The sequence below is a fragment of the Candidatus Krumholzibacteriia bacterium genome, assembly GCA_035649275.1.
Lineage (GTDB): Bacteria > Krumholzibacteriota > Krumholzibacteriia.
The window spans coordinates 1-14,808 of sequence record DASRJW010000146.1; the positions used below are offsets into that span (position 1 = coordinate 1).

Consider the following 14,808-nt stretch of genomic DNA (forward strand, 5'->3'; position numbering starts at 1 on the left):
CGGCTCGGATGGCTGTTGTCCTTGCGCACCAGATCCAGGACCTCTCCGGCTTGCTCGAGAGCCTTCGGGGCGTACGGCCCCCGCACTCCGTGCAAAAGCAGCTCCAGCGTGAAGTGATAGTAGGCTTCGGTGAGATTGCCATCCTGACGCAGCAAGCGGCCCATGTTGGCATGCAATCCCGGGAGATAGGCGTCGCGCGCGAGAGCGCGCTGCATCGCGGCAATGCCGCCCTCCAGATCGCCGCGGGCGACGAGAGCTTCGGCGTAATAGGAGGCGTCGCGGGCGTTCCCCACTTGAGGATCCAACTCGAGAGCGCGAGCGTAGGCGCGCACGGCTTCCTCGTGTCGTGCGGTGACGAAGCAAACCTCGGCCAAGGCGCGCGCAGCTTCCGCCCACTGCGGGGACTTCTCCGTGGCGGCGCGCAACGCCGGCAAGGCTTCCTCGTAGCGCTGGGTGCGATAGAGGGCCACTCCCTCCCAGTACTCGGCGGCCCCTTCGTTTTCGTTCGGCCTGGCCTCCGGGGGCAAGCGATCGGCTCGCGCCTCCGACGCCTCGCGGGCCGAGACGATGGCGTCGGCGTACTGGTTCAAGCCGAGCTGGGCGGCGGCGCGCTGGAGGAGAGGGCGGCGGGAGCGCTTCCAGAGTAGACACACCCGGTCGGCGATGCGGAGCGCGGTGGCGAAGTCACGGTTGTCGAGGGCGTCGCGGGCGGCGACAACGGACTCGGTGAAGACGGCATCGCGCTCGGAAGAGGAGAGCTGCCGCAGGTTCTCGACCGCGAAGAGGCGGAGGGAGTCGGCTGACGAGGGGGGGCGCGATCCCGGTACCGACGCGGCGCCGACGCCGGAGAGCAGCGGGGCGAGGAGGAAAACGGCCACGAGGAGGGCCCGGGATGCGTGCATGGACCAAAGATCGCCGCCGCAGGGGGTGGCGTCAACCAGATGGCCGGTCGCCGCGCGGGCCTGCCAGAACAGGAGTCAACCTACAGGCCCAGGAGATCGGGCAGGTTTTCCAGGGTCACGTTGCCGCCCGAAAGGACGATGCCAACCTTCCCGTCGAGGCGGGCCTTGCGCCCGAGGACCGCGGCCAGGGCCGCGGCGCCCGAGGGTTCCACCAGGAGCTTGGCGCGCTCGAGGAGGAGCCGCAGGGCCTGGCGGATCTCGTCATCGGTCACGGTCACGATCTCGTCCACGAGCCGCTGGATGATGGGAAAGGTGAGTTCCCCCGGCTCGATGGCGCGCAAGCCGTCGGCGATGGTGCGCGGCCCCGGGATGGAGAGGCGCTTCCCTGCCGCCAGAGAGCGCCGAGTGTCGTCTCCATCTTCAGGCTCCACCCCCACAAGGCGGATCTTGGGGCGCCTCCCCCGGGCCGCCACGGCGCAACCGGAGATGAGGCCGCCGCCCCCGATGGGGACGATCAAAGCGTCCAAATCGGGCACTTCCTCCAGGAACTCCAGGGCGACCGTTCCCTGGCCGGCGATGATGTCTGGATCGTCATAAGGACGCACGAGAGCGAGGCCCTCCTCGCGGGCGAGGACCTCGGCGCGCTGGTGCCGCTCGGCAGAAGTGGTGCCGTAGGGGACGAGCCGGGCGCCGTAGCCCAGGGTGGCGGCGCGCTTGCTCTCGACGATGTCCTCGGGGACCACGATGGTGGCGGGGATGCCGAGGATCGAGGCCGCTAGCGCCACGCCCTGGGCGTGATTCCCGGAGGAGTAGGAGAGGACGCCGCGCCGGCGGGCCGCCTCGGGGAGCTGGACGATCTTGTTGTACGCCCCGCGAATCTTGAAGGCGCCGCCGCGTTGGAAGTTCTCCGCCTTGAGATACAAGGTGGCTCCGGCCAGGGCGTCGAGACCGCGGCAGCGCAGCACCGGTGTGCGGTGCACCACAGGGGCGAGGCGTGTGGCGGCGCTGGTGATGTCGTCCAGGGTGATCACGAGAACATCCTAGAGAACCGCGCGCGGGGCGGGAAGTGCCGCGGGCCTGGCAGGAAGGGCGAGCGGAGCCGGCGTGAGACGGGCGGGAAGTGGCTCCGGCCGGGCTCTTTTGTCTTGCACCGGGAAGCGGACCCCGGAATACTGGGCCGGGGTCCAGACGTGGGTGGAGGTGCGGTGGTTTGACCCTCCTCGGCAACCTCTTCGGCCAGCTCTTCGGCGACTCCGCCTCCGAGTTCGAGGCGCGGGGGGATTCCTTCGCCTCCGTCAACAATTGGCGCCAGGCGCACGGGGAGTACGAGCGGGCCCTGCAGAAGACGGCGCGCAGCTCGCCTGCCTACCGCCGGCTGGAGGCGAAGCTCGAAGAGGCGCGCGGCCGCACCTATGAGGCCCTGATCGAGGACATCCATTCCCGCCTCGACATGCGTGAGTACACCTTCGCCGCCGAACAGATCGAAGCAGCCCGCGCGCTCGTCGCCAGTCCGGAGCAGAAGGACCGGCTCGCGGCCTGCGAGGAGCGCCTGCACGGCGCCGGCCGGCACGAGCCGCGCCCGCCGGCGGCGACGCTGCTGCCGCCGCAGCGTGGCGAAGCGAGCGAAGCGGGCGCGAGCGGGCGGGAGGCGCCGGGACGCGGCGTGCCGCGCCCAGCGGCTCGGGCCGAGACGGCACCGGGGGCGAGTGGAAGCAAGACGAGCGCTTCCGCTGCGGCGCGGAGCGCCGATCTCGATCGCATCCTCGACGCCGCACGACTCGCCGATCGCGATCCGAAACAGACCTTCATGCGCCTCCTCGACGGCATGCCGCTCAGGGAAAAGGAATCGCGCGCCGCGCTCGGGCCCTCGTACCAGGAGGCGGCGCTGGCGCTCGCGGCGGGAGAGGCGGAACGCGCCATCGAGCTCTTCACCCGGCTGCGGCAAGAGCGACCGGAGTCGAACATCGTCTTCTACGATCTCGGCGACGCGCTGCGCGCGGCGGAGCACTACGACCAGGCGGCGGCTCTCTACATCGAGCGCCTCGAGCGCTCCCCGCAGGAATGGCAGGCTTGGTACGACCTGTCGCAGACGCTGTGGAGCTCGGGCGATCGCGAGCAGGCTCTGCGCGTGGTGGAGGCCGGCAGCGGGCGCTGTCCGCGCAGCGGCCATCTGATGGCGCAAACGGGTGTGTTCCTCTTCAAGGCCGGGCGAGCGAAGGAGGCGCTGGAGAAGTTGTATTTGGCGCTGCAGCTCGACGAATTCGACGATCCCGGTCTGTACCACACGATCGCCAGCGGGCACCAACATCTCGGCGAGACGGAAAAAGCGCGGCGCGGCTACTTGAAGGCGCTGGAGCTCGCGCCCCAGAGTGTCGGCACGCAGCTCGACTACGCCGAGTTCCTCCTGGAAACGCAGGACGGGCGCGGCGCCCTGGCGATCCTGGAGACGGCCTTCCGCACCATGCGCGCCGGCACCACCCAAGGGGTGTACCGGGCCTACGCCTCCTACCTCTCGTCCAAGGCCCATCTGCTCCTCGGCGAGCGCGAAATGGCGCTGCTCGCCGTGAGCCGCGCCCTGGAAGACAACAACCAGAGCTGGTTGCTCCCCGCCCTCCAGTCCCAGCGGCAAGCGGTGCTCAGCGTGTGACCTTGCCTCCGGGCCTCCAGGCGTTCTACAATCGCGGCGTGAATCGACCACCGGCCGAGGACTCCCCTCAGGCACCCCGACCAGCTTACGACTACGAAGTCGCCCACTCGATCTGGGAGCTCGAGCGCAGTGCGCGCCGGGGCCGGGTGAGCGACGCCACCCGGCTGGCGCTCCTGGATGCGCACCTGGAGCAGCTACGCATGGTGGAGGCGCGGCTCGGGCTCGCCGAGGAGTCGCGCAGCTTGCTCCTGCTGCAAGACCGTCCCTCCCCGAGCGTGCTCGTCCTTCCTGGCGAGGGACAAGGTTGCGAGACCCTGCGCGCCTTCGCGAACCGCTTATACCGCGGCGGCTTCGGCGTTCTGGCGAGCTCGCTCTCCTATCGGGTCCTGGATCGGCCGGGGCAGAGCCCGTTCTACTGGCAGACCTGTCTCGACGAAGCAGAGAACCGCTACGACATGCTGCAGCACTACGCCACGAAGATCGCCGTGGTGGGTGTGGGCCTCGGCGCCGCCATGGGCATGCACCTGGCGGCGCGCAGGCGCGTGAGCGCGGTGGTGGCGCTCTTCCCGGTGCTGGACGCGCATCTCGGGGCGAAGGAGCGCTTGCAGCAGGCGTTGCGCCAGCTGCTGCCGCGGTGGCACAAGCACCCCGCTGCTTGGACCATGCAGCGGCGGCTCGCCACCGCCGGCGTCCGCAAGGCGATGGGTCAGTTCGGCGCGCCGCTCCTCGCCCTGACGGAGGAGAGCGGCGGCGCCGACAACAGCCGCTCACTCCGCTTCCTCCGCCGCGTCGCCGCCGACGGCGCCGCGCAGCTCCTTCAGGTGCCTGCGGGTGAGGCTGCCCCCGACACCCTTCCCGAGGCCACCCTCGACAAGGTGATCACCTTCCTGAAGCAGCGCTGAAGAACGTGTGGCACATGCGCGTGCTTACCGTAGTCTCGCTGTTGAGCGGCCTTGCCTTATTCTGCAGCGACGCCGTGTGACGGCTACGCGTTCTGGGTTGGCTACAATCACGGAGCGGAATTCAATTTCAGACACTTTGCGGCGCGGCCAACGTCTATGGCTATCTTGTCGGAAGGAGTCTCGTCCCTCTTGTGCAAGGGGGCGGAACCGTCTACGCCGAACTCCCGCAGGGAATCGGCGAGTTTACAACCCGGCGCGAGATTCCCGTGGCTGTCACAGAGCGCACTTGGAGCCAGGTCAAGGCCATGTTCAGGGAATGAACTCCTGAACAGCTACAAAGGATCCCAAGGAGGGGTCACACTGAGAGAGCTGGCACTCGATTACTGCTGGCCTTCGGGCGGCTGGCGCTCGGGCGGCTCGAGGTCGCCGGGCGACGGCGCTGCGGGAACGTCGAAGTGGAAGTTCGGATCCAGTTGCTCCAGGTCGGTGGCGGCCTGCCGGAGCTCTGTCTGATGTTCCGGGGTCGGGGCCCGCTTCCAGTCGGACCAGGCGTCGAGGAAGACGTCGCGCTGCCGCGCCAGATCCAGCGCCAGCACGCCGCGCTCCAGATGGAAGAGATCGCCCGGACTCAACTGATCGACCAGGTGCAGATACTCGGCGCGCAGGTACGAGAGCAAGCGCAAGTAACGCTCGAAGCCGGCGGCCAGCTTGCCCAGCACGTCGGTGATGCCGCTGCTGCGGCCGTAGAGCGAGCGGCTGTAGGTGAAGGCGTAGTCGTAGTAAGCCTTGCCGCGGCCGACGTGGGTCTCGCCGCGCACCTGCAGCGGCGCGGCCAGCGCCTTCGGCCGGGCTCCCGTCGGGTTGTGGAACACTCCCATCATCATCAGGAGATGATCCGCGTTCGCGCGGTATACGGTGTACTTGAAACGGGTGTTGGTGGAGCTGCGCACGCGCTCGAACACCGAGGTGTCGTAGGTCGAGAGGTACTGGCGCCCGCGCCGCTTGGTCTCGGGATGCACGTAATCGCAGAGCAGGTGTGTCAAGTAGATGTTGACGTCGTCTTCCGGCGGGGAGTCGTCGCCCAGACCCGAGTGGATACGACTCGACAGCAGGGCGTGGATCATGAAAGAAATACTCGGCGTGGCGGCGCCGGAGGCACCGCTGCTCTCCACGGGGACGTATTTATCGGCGTCTTCGGCCACGCTCACGACCTCCGCGGCATCGCCTTGCGCGCTCCCGCAGCAAGTGGTATGCCATGGACGGCCCTCGCGGGAGGCTTCGCCTGCGCCTCGGATTCCTGCAGATGCACCCGCGCTTCGGTGACGTCGAAGCGAACGTGACCGCCATCGAGACCGCTCTCGCCGGCGTGCGCGACGCGGTCATCGTTCTCCCTGAGCTGTGCACCACGGGCTACGTCTTCGCCTCCCGCGCCGAAACGAAAGCGCTCGCCGAGCCCGCCGACGGTCCGTCGGTGCAGCGCTTGCGCCGGCTGGCGCGGGCGAACCGACTCGTCCTCTGCTTCGGCATGGCGGAAAAGAGCGGCAGCAAGCTCTACAACAGCGCTGTCACGCTGCTGCCTTCGGGCCGCAGGCATGTCTACCGCAAGGCGCATCTCTTCGACCGGGAAAAGCTGGTCTTCGACACCGCGGCGCCGCGCTTCGCGCCCTTTCGCGCCGGCGTGCCCGTGGGGGTCATGATCTGCTTCGACTGGATCTTCCCGGAGGTCTGCCGCAGCCTGGCGCTCGCCGGTGCGCGGGTGATCCTGCATCCTTCGAACCTCGTGCTGCCGTACTGCCAAGCCGCGATGGTGACACGGGCCGTGGAGAATCGCGTCTTCACCGTCACCTGCAACCGCGTCGGCACCGAGCGGCGAAGCGGGGTGAAACTGCGCTTCACGGGTCAGAGCCGGATCGTCAATCCCAAGGGTCGAGTCCTGGCGCAGGCGGGGGAGGAGGAGAGTTCCCTGCAGGTCGTGGACATCGATCCGGCGGCGGCGGCAGACAAGCACATCACGGCGCGGAACCATCTCTTCCGGGACCGCCGCCCAGGCAGCTATCGCCTGGGCTGACGGTGCGTTCCGCACGTTCCCGACACCAAAGTTAGTTTCCCCGTACCGGCGGGGCAAGATGCTCCGCGCAGCAACGCGGCGCGGAAAGCTCCAGCCGGCGCGGTGCACCGTGGTGTACACCGACGCACACGGCTGCAAGCTTCCTCGCGAGGGCGTGTTGTCCCCCTGGCACATCGCTTGCGTGCCTTGCGCTCCGCCAAGTCTTTCTGCGCCCTGCGAAGGGCGTGTTGATTGCTCCAAGAGCAGAAGGCGGCGAGGCCGTCCGGATCGGCAGGTGTTCTCGATGGACGAAGCGCGGGATTCCAAGCCGAAGTCACCGCATCTCGTGGCGTTGATGGCCTCGGGCTCCATCCTTCTCGCCGGCTTCACCGTCAGCACGTACTGCATGCAGTTGCGTGGTCCCGGCCTGGCAGCGGGAATCAACGCGCACCGGCCGGAGTGGATCGTCCTCGGTGCCGCGCTGCTCGGCCTCGCCATCGCCGTGCACCTCGCGGTGGCGCGGGCGCTTTATGCGGCGCGCGGCGCGGCGAGCGTGCGCGGGGTGCTGCGCCGCGCGCTGGAAGTTCTCGGCACCGCGCCCGAGGTGACGGAAAACAGCGAGGCGTTGCCGCGGGAAGTGCGGGATCTGGTGACCCTGTTCGCCGGCCAACGGGGCCGCGAGCAGGAGCTCGAGCGCGAGCTGCAGGGAGCGCGGCGGGAGATGAAGGATCTGCTGCAACGCCTGGAGCAGAGCAGCGCTCGACGCGAACCGATGCTCGCCGAGGGAGCGAGCGAGCTCGTCGCCCGCGTGGCGCGGGCTTGGAACCAGGCGATGGCGCAGGCGGGGCCGGCGCAGGCTGGGCCCGCGCAGACGGGGCCGGCACCAGCGGCGCCAGCCACGACGATGAACTCACGGCTCGCGGCCCTCGGTGCGTCGATCTCGGCGCTGGACTCACCGTCGGCGGCCCTGGAAGAACCTCTCGCCGCGCTGGACTCGGCGCTCGCCGCCTTGCGCGCGCCCCTCGGTGCGGCGGAGACGGCGCCCGAGGCGCTGGCGGCGGAAGCGACGGTGGAGGACGAGGCGGCGATGGACGACTTCGCGCCCGAACCGCGGTCGGAGCCATTCTCCTTGGGCGTGGCGTCAGAAGCCGCGATGACACCGGAGATCGCCCGGCGGCTGGAAGAGTTGGAGAGCCGCTTCTCCCAACTCCAGAACGAGATGCTCTCCATGCAGCCCTTCGCGCCGGATTCGCCCGTCGTGGAAGCGGTGCCGATGCTGGAGCCGGAGATTCTCCTGGACGAGTCGGCGAGCGCAGCGCCCACCGTGCCGCCGCCCGTACCGCTCTTCCTGGAACCGGACCTGGAGCCAGAACCGGAACCGGAGGTGGAGCCGGAAGTCGAAGCGGAGCTCGAGAGTCCGGATCCAGCCTGGCCCACGTGGCCCGATGCGGCAGGAGCCGGAGGCGCGGCGCCCGAATCCACGCCGGGTCTCTCCCCGGAAGAGGACATTCGTTACGCCCGTTCCGAGGTGGTGCGCCCGGATCAGCCGACGAAGGCCGGCGATTCGGGCTACTTCGAATGGACCGGACAGTCGCGCCAGCAAGGCTCCTGGAGGTTGCGCGACGAGGCCGCGCGCGAGCTGTCGCGAGCGACGGAGGCGAGCCCAGCCGCGAAGCCCGAGGCCAGCGCCGCGGGCACCAGCGTCGTCAAGGGGACCCCGAGCTTCGAAGAACGCTTCCCGCATTTCGTGGGTAAACCGATCGGCAATTTGGACGGGCGCGTGGCCGTGAGCTTCGAGGGCGGCAGCAAACAAGGCGAAAGCTACGGCGCGGACGAGGATCCGGAGGCGAGCGGTGACGCCGGATCCAGGTGGGGCCGCAGGCCAGGTGGAATGGAGCGCCGGGAGTGATGTCGGTGCGGCAGACGGCGGACCTGCAATCCCTGGTGCTGCAAGGAAAGGAGCACCTGCGGAGCCTGCAGGAGATCCTCGGGCGGGGCGAGCCGCCGGAGCGCGCCGCGCTGCAACGGCTGACGCAAGCGACCCGGGCGCTGCGCGGCAGCGCTTCGCTCCTCGGCCTCGACGCCTACCAGTCCTGCCTCGGACGTCTCTTCGCCTTGCTGGAGGATGTGGGGGCCAGCGAGGTGCCCTGGTCGGCGCAACTCGAAGAGCTGCTCGAAGAGGCGCGCCAGTGCGCGCGGAAGTATCTGGAAGCACTCGTCGAGAGCGAGGCGCGCCCGAGCACGGCGGCACTCGAGCGTCTCGAGGAGCGTCTGGCCTCCTGGCGTCGCGAGGCGGCGCGTCGCTTCGAAGAAGCCCCGGGCCGTGCCGATCCGCAACAGGTTGTGTCGCAAAGTGACGTGTCGCAGCGGTGGGTCCAGGATGTCGCCGCTCTGGTGCGGCAAGCACGCGAGCTCCACACGCTCGCGAACGCCGCCCGGGACGAGCGCCTCCACCCGGAGCTGAAGCCGCTGGCGCGAGAACTCCACGCTCTCGCTCGCGCCATGACGGCGCCGCCGGAGGCTGTCGGGACGGCGCCAACCTTCGAGGCTGGCCTGCGGAATCACTGCGAGGGTGTCTTGCGGTCGCTGGTGGAGGCTGCGGCACAGGAGGTGCTGGACGAGGCGCAAGAGCGCGGCTCGCGTCTGGCGATCCGGGCGACTGGATCGCTCGGAGAAGTGGACGACGAGCTGGGCGGCGCCATCCTGGAGATCCTGCGCAACCTGTGGTCGGACAGCTTGCTGCTGCAGCGCGAGCGGGCCGAGGCGCACATCGACTGCGTGTTGCGCGTCGACGAGGACCGCCTGGTGCTCGAGGTACGGGATCCCGACGCCGTGCGCCGCGGCCACGGGGAAGACGACGTCCTCGCCAACTGTCCGGGCTTACGGCGCTCGCGGCCGGTGGTGGAGTCGCTGCAGGGTCTGGTCTGGGTGCAGCCGCAGGACACGCCAGGGTGCCGCTTCCGACTGGCCCTGCCGCGGAGCACCACGCCGAGTGCGTGTCATCTGATTCGGGTGGGTACGCACGCTGTCGCCGTGCCGGCGCCCGCTCTGGAGGCAGTGCACCACGGCGCGGCCTCCCGCGTCCTGCAGGACGGCACCGGTGCCGTCGTGCAGCTGACCGGAGCACGCTATCCCGTCCTGCAGCTGGCGTTCGCGCTGCAAGACCAGAGCTACGAAGAGCGCGAGCGCGAGCTCGTGCTGATCGTGGGGAGCTTCGAGAGGCGCGCGGCGCTCTTCGCCTCGGGGCCTTGCGCCGCGGTGCGCGGTGTCGTGCAACCGGGGCCGGAGGGCCCCTGGCTCGGGACCTTGGAGACCGGCCGGGCCGCGGTGCCCGTGCTCGATGTGGCGGGCCTGCTGGGGCGGCGGCGCGGACCGTCCGCCGGCGGCGCCGGCTGAGAGTAGAAGGAGTGCGGTAGGGCGGGGCAGAGTTCGTGGGTACGTTGTCGATGGTCATTTCAACAGAGGCAGGGGAAGCCATGAGCGAGCTGAAGACGAACGAGTACGCCAACATCTACATCGGCGGTGACGAAGGAACGAACGCCGTCATGACCTCGATGGAGGCGGCAGAGTATCTGAAGATGCACGTCAAGACCGTGTGTCGCTTGGCCAAGGAAGGCAAGATCCCGGCGAAGAAGGTCGGCAGCGAGTGGCGTTTCCTGAAAAACGTCCTCGACAAGTGGCTGTCCGAGGAGATGGGTTGAGCGACGAGGGACAGGAAAATGGGCCGAGAAGAGGCCGCGAGGGGAGTGCGATTCGAGCGACTGCCCTGTGACGACCCGCAGGTTGCCGTCTTCGGGATCGGTGGATCCTTGGGCCCGGCAGCGCGGCCGCATCTCAGCCGTCTCTTCCAGGAGTGCGAGCAGCGGCGGTTGTCGCGTGTGGTCCTCGATCTTTCCGGGGTGCTTTCCCTCGGAGCCGGTGGCGCGCGGCAACTGAACGAGTTCGCTGCCGAGCGGGCGAAGCAGGGCTGGACGACGGCGTTCCTGGTGCGTTCAGCGACGCTGCGGAGCTTCCTCTGTCGTGATCCGGACCTCCAGCCTCCTCCTCTCGCGGACACCTTGGAGGCCGCCTTGAGCGCAGTCGGAACGCGTGGGCCGGAACAGGACGCCCCGCTGGCGCCGCCGTTCCCGCTGAGCGGAGGCCTGGCGAGGCCGACGTCCCCGCTGAGCGCAGGTCGGACGGAGCCAAGGTCCCCGCTGAGCGCAGGTCCGACGGAGCCAAGGTCCCCGCTGAGCGGAGGCACGGCGAAGCCATTGTCACCGCTGCAGCCAAGGTCCCCGCTGAGCGGAGGATTGGCGAAGCCGACATCACCGCCGCAGCCGACGTCCCCGCTGAGCGGAGGATTGGCGAAGCCGACATCACCGCCGCAGCCGACGTCCCCGCTGAGCGGAGGTCCGACGGAGCCAAGGTCCCCGCTGAGCGGAGGATTGGCGAAGCCGTCACCACCGCTGCAGCCAAGGTCCCCGCTGAGCGGAGGATTGGCGAAGCCGACATCACCGCCGCAGCCGACGTCCCCGCTGAGCGGCGGCCTGGCGAGGCCGACGTCCCCGCTGAGCGCAGGTCCGACGGAGCCAAGGTCCCCGCTGAGCGGAGGATTGGCGAAGCCGCCATCGCCGCCGAGCGCGGAGACGGCGCCACGGCGCAGCGAGCCGGAGTTCGATCGCCTCCTCATGGCCATCGGCCTCGGCAAGATCCCGGCGGCCGACCCGAATGCAGCGACCGCCGCGGAACCTTCGGAGGCGGACGTGTTGCAGTCCCTCGAGGCCACCGTGGTGGACCCGCCGCTACGGAGCTTTCCCGCCAGCACTGCACCGCGGGGCATGGCCGACGAAGGCACGGCGGAGCTGCAAGAGCTGGCTAGGCGCTGGGAACTGGCGTTGCGGACCCAGGCGCTGGCCTCGCGGGTGCACGTCTTCGCCTTGCAGCCGGACGGCGCCTACCATCCGATCACCGCAGCCGGTGTCGACTTGGAGCGTGGCCTGCCCTACCACGGGGAGCTGGCGCGGCGGGTGCGGGATCAACCTGGCCCGGCTTTCCTCTTCGATCTCTGCCTCGATCCCCTGACGCCGGAAGAACACGAGCTCGTCGGCGCGCTCAATTGCGAGATCGTGGGGCGGACGGAAGGGGACGATCAGCCCGAGCTCCTGCTCTTCCTCGCCAAGGAAAGGCCCGGCGACGACTACACGCTGGAAGAGCTCGAGGCTCTGGACCGTTGCCTGCGCCAGAGTTCCGCTGCGGTCGCGGCGCCGGCGCCCACTCCCGCACTGCCCCGGCCGGACAACGCCCTGCGCGTCCGCGGGCCCGCCAGCTTCCTCGGCGCCCCGGCGTATCAGGAGAGCGAGCGCGAGCGGCTCTTGCGCCGCAAGATCACCCATCTGCGCGACATCATCGCCATGTCGCGCAGCTTCGACGCGGCCTTCGGCACCTCGAAGCTCCTCGATGTCCTCGTGCTCTCCGTCGTCTCCATCGCCCGTACCGAGACGGTGCTCTACTTCAGCGAGCGCGAGGGGGAGTTCCTTCTCACCCACCACCGCGGCCTCGACCGCGAGGCGCTGGCGGAAATGGCGCTGCGCTCGGATTCCACTCTGGTGCAAGCCGCGCTGCAGAGCGATGACGTGGTGCACCTCGACGGGCACCCGCGGGTCGCCGAGGAAGAACAGATGTGGGCGCGGCAGCACGGTTTCGCCCATGCCCTCGCCTTCCGCGTCTTGGACCGGCCGCTCGGACTCCTCCTCTTGGGCGCCAGCCGTGCCGGCGAGCCCGACTTGGAGATGCTGTCGACCTTGCTCGAGGAGGCGGCGCTCGCCTACGAGCGCGCCCAGCTCTACGAGACGCTGCAGGACCGCACCCTGGGTGTGGTGCGCGGCCTGGTGCGGCTCATCGAAAGCTGCAGCGGCCAGGATGCTGGAGCGACGGAGCGCGTGGTGCGCTACACCCAGGCGCTGGCCCAGGAAGTGCAGGTTCCCGAGGAGTCGTGGCGCGAGCTGGCATACGGCGCCGTGCTGCGCGACATCGGCATGCTGCGCATCGATCCGGAGATCCTGCGCTCCAGCGGCCAGCTCACCGCGGAGCAGTGGGAAACCGTGCGGCGCCATCCGCTGGAGGGCGCGGCGATCATGCGGCAGATGCGCTTCGGCGAGGTCGCCATCGAGGTGGTGCTGCACCACCACGAGGCCTACAACGGCGAGGGGTATCCGTCGGGGCTGCGCGGGCGGGCCATCCCGCTCGGCGCGCGCCTCGTGGCCGTGGCCGAATCCTACGTGAAAATGACCATGGACCGGCCGTATCGCAAAGCCTTGCCGCAGGTGGAAGCGCTGGAGAGCCTGGCGGAGAACTGGGGGCTGCGCTACGACCCGCTGATCGTCGATGCCCTGGTGCGCGTGGTCAATCGGGAGCTCAGCATGGGACTGGACGAGATGGAATTGACCCGCGATCTCTTCGGGGTGCCGTGATGGCGAAGCGCAAGGACGAAGTTCCCGAGGCTCCCGCCTGCGTCCACGACGAGATCGACGCCTACATCGCCGGCGGTTCGCCGGCGGCCGAGGCCTTCGCCCCGGGGCTCTTCGACGAAGGCCAGATGCCGCTGCCCAGCATGGACGAGGAAACGCCGTGGCGGCGCCGCGCCGGCTGGATCGCCGCCCTGGCGCGCGAGGGGAGCGGTACCAGCGAGACGGAGCTGCGTGCGCCAGGGGTGGAGGCGGAGTCCCTCGCCGATCCGCGCCAGGGGCGCTCCGGAGCGCGAGGGTCCGGGGCACCGGAGGCCACGGATCCCGGCGAAGTGGAGTTGAACGACGTCCGCTTGCTCGTGGTGCATCCCAACCTCGGAACGCGCAAACAGGTGGCCTCGGTCCTCGCGCAGCTCGGGCTGCAGGTGTCCACCTGCGGGCAAACCGAGCAGGCGATCCTGCAGGTGCTGCACGAGCGCCCCGATGCGGTGCTGGCGGAGCTGGATGTTCCCGGCTTCGACAGCATCGGCATGTGCCGGGCGCTGCACGATCGTGTGCCCGAGATCCCGGTGCTTCTCGTCGCGGCGGGCGACGACGAGGGCTCTTACAGCTTGTCCATGGAGGCCGGCGCCGCCGATTACCTGCGCCGGCCCGTGACGCCGGACTTCGTCGCCGAGCGCCTGCGCGCCGTCATCGCCCGGGCTCGGGCAGGCACCAGCGAGCGGCTGCGCGAGGGTGCCGCTCCCGCGGAAGGGATCCCGCGCGGAACGCAGAACCTGAGCCGCGAGCTGCGCCGGCAGGAACTCAAGATCCAGTCCCTCTTCGAGCTGTCGCAGAACGTCGTGGGCTGCCTGGAGCTGGACGACCTCTATCAGGGGTTCATGCTCACGGCGATGGGACAGATCGGTCTGGCCTCCGGGGCGCTCTTCCATCTGGATGCTTCGAGCCGGGTTCTCGACGTCGTCTGCCGCGGCATCGCCTCGAGGGAGGTGCGCCGCCTCCTGGATTTCCGCGCCGGTCTCGGCTTGTATCTGCTGCGGGCGCCGCAGCCGCTGCTGCTGGAGGAAGGGATCTTCCCGCGCGAGCTGGCGAACGAGGTGCGCGCGGCGCGGGAGACCGGCTTCGGCGTCGCTTGCCCCATGGCCGCCAAGGGCGCCCCGGTGGGGGTGGCGCTGTTCGGCCACAAGGTGTCCGGGCTGCCCTTCACGGCGGATGATCTGGTGATGTTGACGGCGGTGTGCAACTTCGCCGGACCGGCGCTGGAAGGCGCCCGGCTCTACAGCGAGCTGCACCGCACCTATCTTTCCACGGTGCGCGCCTTCGTCTCCTCCCTCGAGGCCAAAGACGCCTACACCCGCGGCCACTCGGAGCGGGTCGCCGATTACGCCCGCATTGTCGGCGGCAACATGGGGCTCGGACGGCACGAGATCGACATGCTGGTCTTCGGCGCCGTGCTGCACGACATCGGCAAGATCGGCGTGGCCGAGGGCATCCTCAACAAGCCCGGGCCGCTGACGCCGGAGGAATGGCGGATCGTCCGCGCCCACCCCGAGATGGGGGCGCGGATCATCAGCAATATCGAGTACCTCGAGCCGGCACTGGGTCTCATCCTGCACCACCACGAGCGCATCGACGGCCGCGGCTATCCCCACGGCCTGGTGGGTAGCGACATCGAGCTGGGCACGCGCATCGTCACCGTGGTGGACAGCTTCGACGCCATGACCACGAACCGCCCTTACCGTCAGGCCATGCCGGTGGAGAAGGCGATCGCCTTGCTGCGCGGCAACGCCGGCCGGCAATTCGATCCCGAGATCGTCGAGCGCTTCATCGACCTCCTCGAGGCGGGCAGCATCGAGGTCAGGCC

Annotated in this window: 11 protein-coding genes; 8 read left to right on the forward strand and 3 right to left on the reverse strand. The window is 69.4% G+C overall.

Annotation, left to right across the window (positions count from 1 at the left end; genetic code table 11):
* Together VFE28_16545 and VFE28_16550 are read right to left on the reverse strand one after the other, a co-directional pair.
* The coding region (locus tag VFE28_16545) for a tetratricopeptide repeat protein (GenBank protein ID HZM17605.1) at nucleotides 1-902 on the reverse strand (902 nt) is incomplete at its 3' end.
* Between the two features lie 80 nt (nucleotides 903-982).
* Complete coding sequence (locus VFE28_16550; GenBank protein ID HZM17606.1) at nucleotides 983-1,933, reverse strand: threonine/serine dehydratase; 951 nt, start codon at nucleotides 1,931-1,933, stop codon at nucleotides 983-985.
* 179 nt (nucleotides 1,934-2,112) lie between these two features.
* Between VFE28_16550 and VFE28_16555 the strand changes: the two genes are divergently transcribed.
* Nucleotides 2,113-3,549 carry a tetratricopeptide repeat protein gene (locus VFE28_16555; protein HZM17607.1) on the forward strand — a complete coding sequence of 479 codons (1,437 nt, stop codon included), beginning with the start codon at nucleotides 2,113-2,115 and terminating at the stop codon, nucleotides 3,547-3,549.
* Between the two features lie 38 nt (nucleotides 3,550-3,587).
* Entirely contained in the window at nucleotides 3,588-4,451 is an 864-nt protein-coding gene (locus tag VFE28_16560) for a hypothetical protein (protein HZM17608.1), read from the forward strand.
* Nucleotides 4,452-4,831: 380 nt separating this feature from the next.
* Here the strand turns inward: VFE28_16560 and VFE28_16565 are convergent, their stop codons facing one another.
* On the reverse strand, nucleotides 4,832-5,659 hold the full coding sequence (locus VFE28_16565) for a hypothetical protein (GenBank protein HZM17609.1): 828 nt from the start codon (nucleotides 5,657-5,659) through the stop codon (nucleotides 4,832-4,834).
* A gap of 47 nt (nucleotides 5,660-5,706) precedes the next feature.
* Here VFE28_16565 and VFE28_16570 point away from each other — a divergent pair, with 47 nt between their 5' ends.
* The 6 genes from VFE28_16570 to VFE28_16595 all read left to right on the forward strand — a co-directional run.
* Nucleotides 5,707-6,519 carry a nitrilase-related carbon-nitrogen hydrolase gene (locus VFE28_16570; protein HZM17610.1) on the forward strand — a complete coding sequence of 271 codons (813 nt, stop codon included), beginning with the start codon at nucleotides 5,707-5,709 and terminating at the stop codon, nucleotides 6,517-6,519.
* A gap of 283 nt (nucleotides 6,520-6,802) precedes the next feature.
* Nucleotides 6,803-8,407: a hypothetical protein gene (locus VFE28_16575; protein ID HZM17611.1), complete on the forward strand. Its 1,605-nt coding sequence runs from the start codon at nucleotides 6,803-6,805 to the stop codon at nucleotides 8,405-8,407.
* Nucleotides 8,407-9,894, forward strand: a complete 1,488-nt coding sequence (locus VFE28_16580) for a hypothetical protein (GenBank protein ID HZM17612.1) — start codon at nucleotides 8,407-8,409, stop codon at nucleotides 9,892-9,894. The genes VFE28_16575 and VFE28_16580 overlap by 1 nt, the downstream gene beginning before the upstream one ends.
* A gap of 80 nt (nucleotides 9,895-9,974) precedes the next feature.
* The gene (locus VFE28_16585; protein ID HZM17613.1) at nucleotides 9,975-10,199 is read left to right on the forward strand and encodes a helix-turn-helix domain-containing protein; all 225 of its coding nucleotides are present in this window, start codon (nucleotides 9,975-9,977) and stop codon (nucleotides 10,197-10,199) included.
* Nucleotides 10,200-11,093: 894 nt separating this feature from the next.
* Complete coding sequence (locus VFE28_16590; protein HZM17614.1) at nucleotides 11,094-12,950, forward strand: HD domain-containing phosphohydrolase; 1,857 nt, start codon at nucleotides 11,094-11,096, stop codon at nucleotides 12,948-12,950.
* Nucleotides 12,950-14,808 (forward strand): HD domain-containing phosphohydrolase (locus tag VFE28_16595; GenBank protein ID HZM17615.1); only part of this gene is annotated, 1,859 nt, incomplete at its 3' end. The genes VFE28_16590 and VFE28_16595, both read left to right, overlap by 1 nt.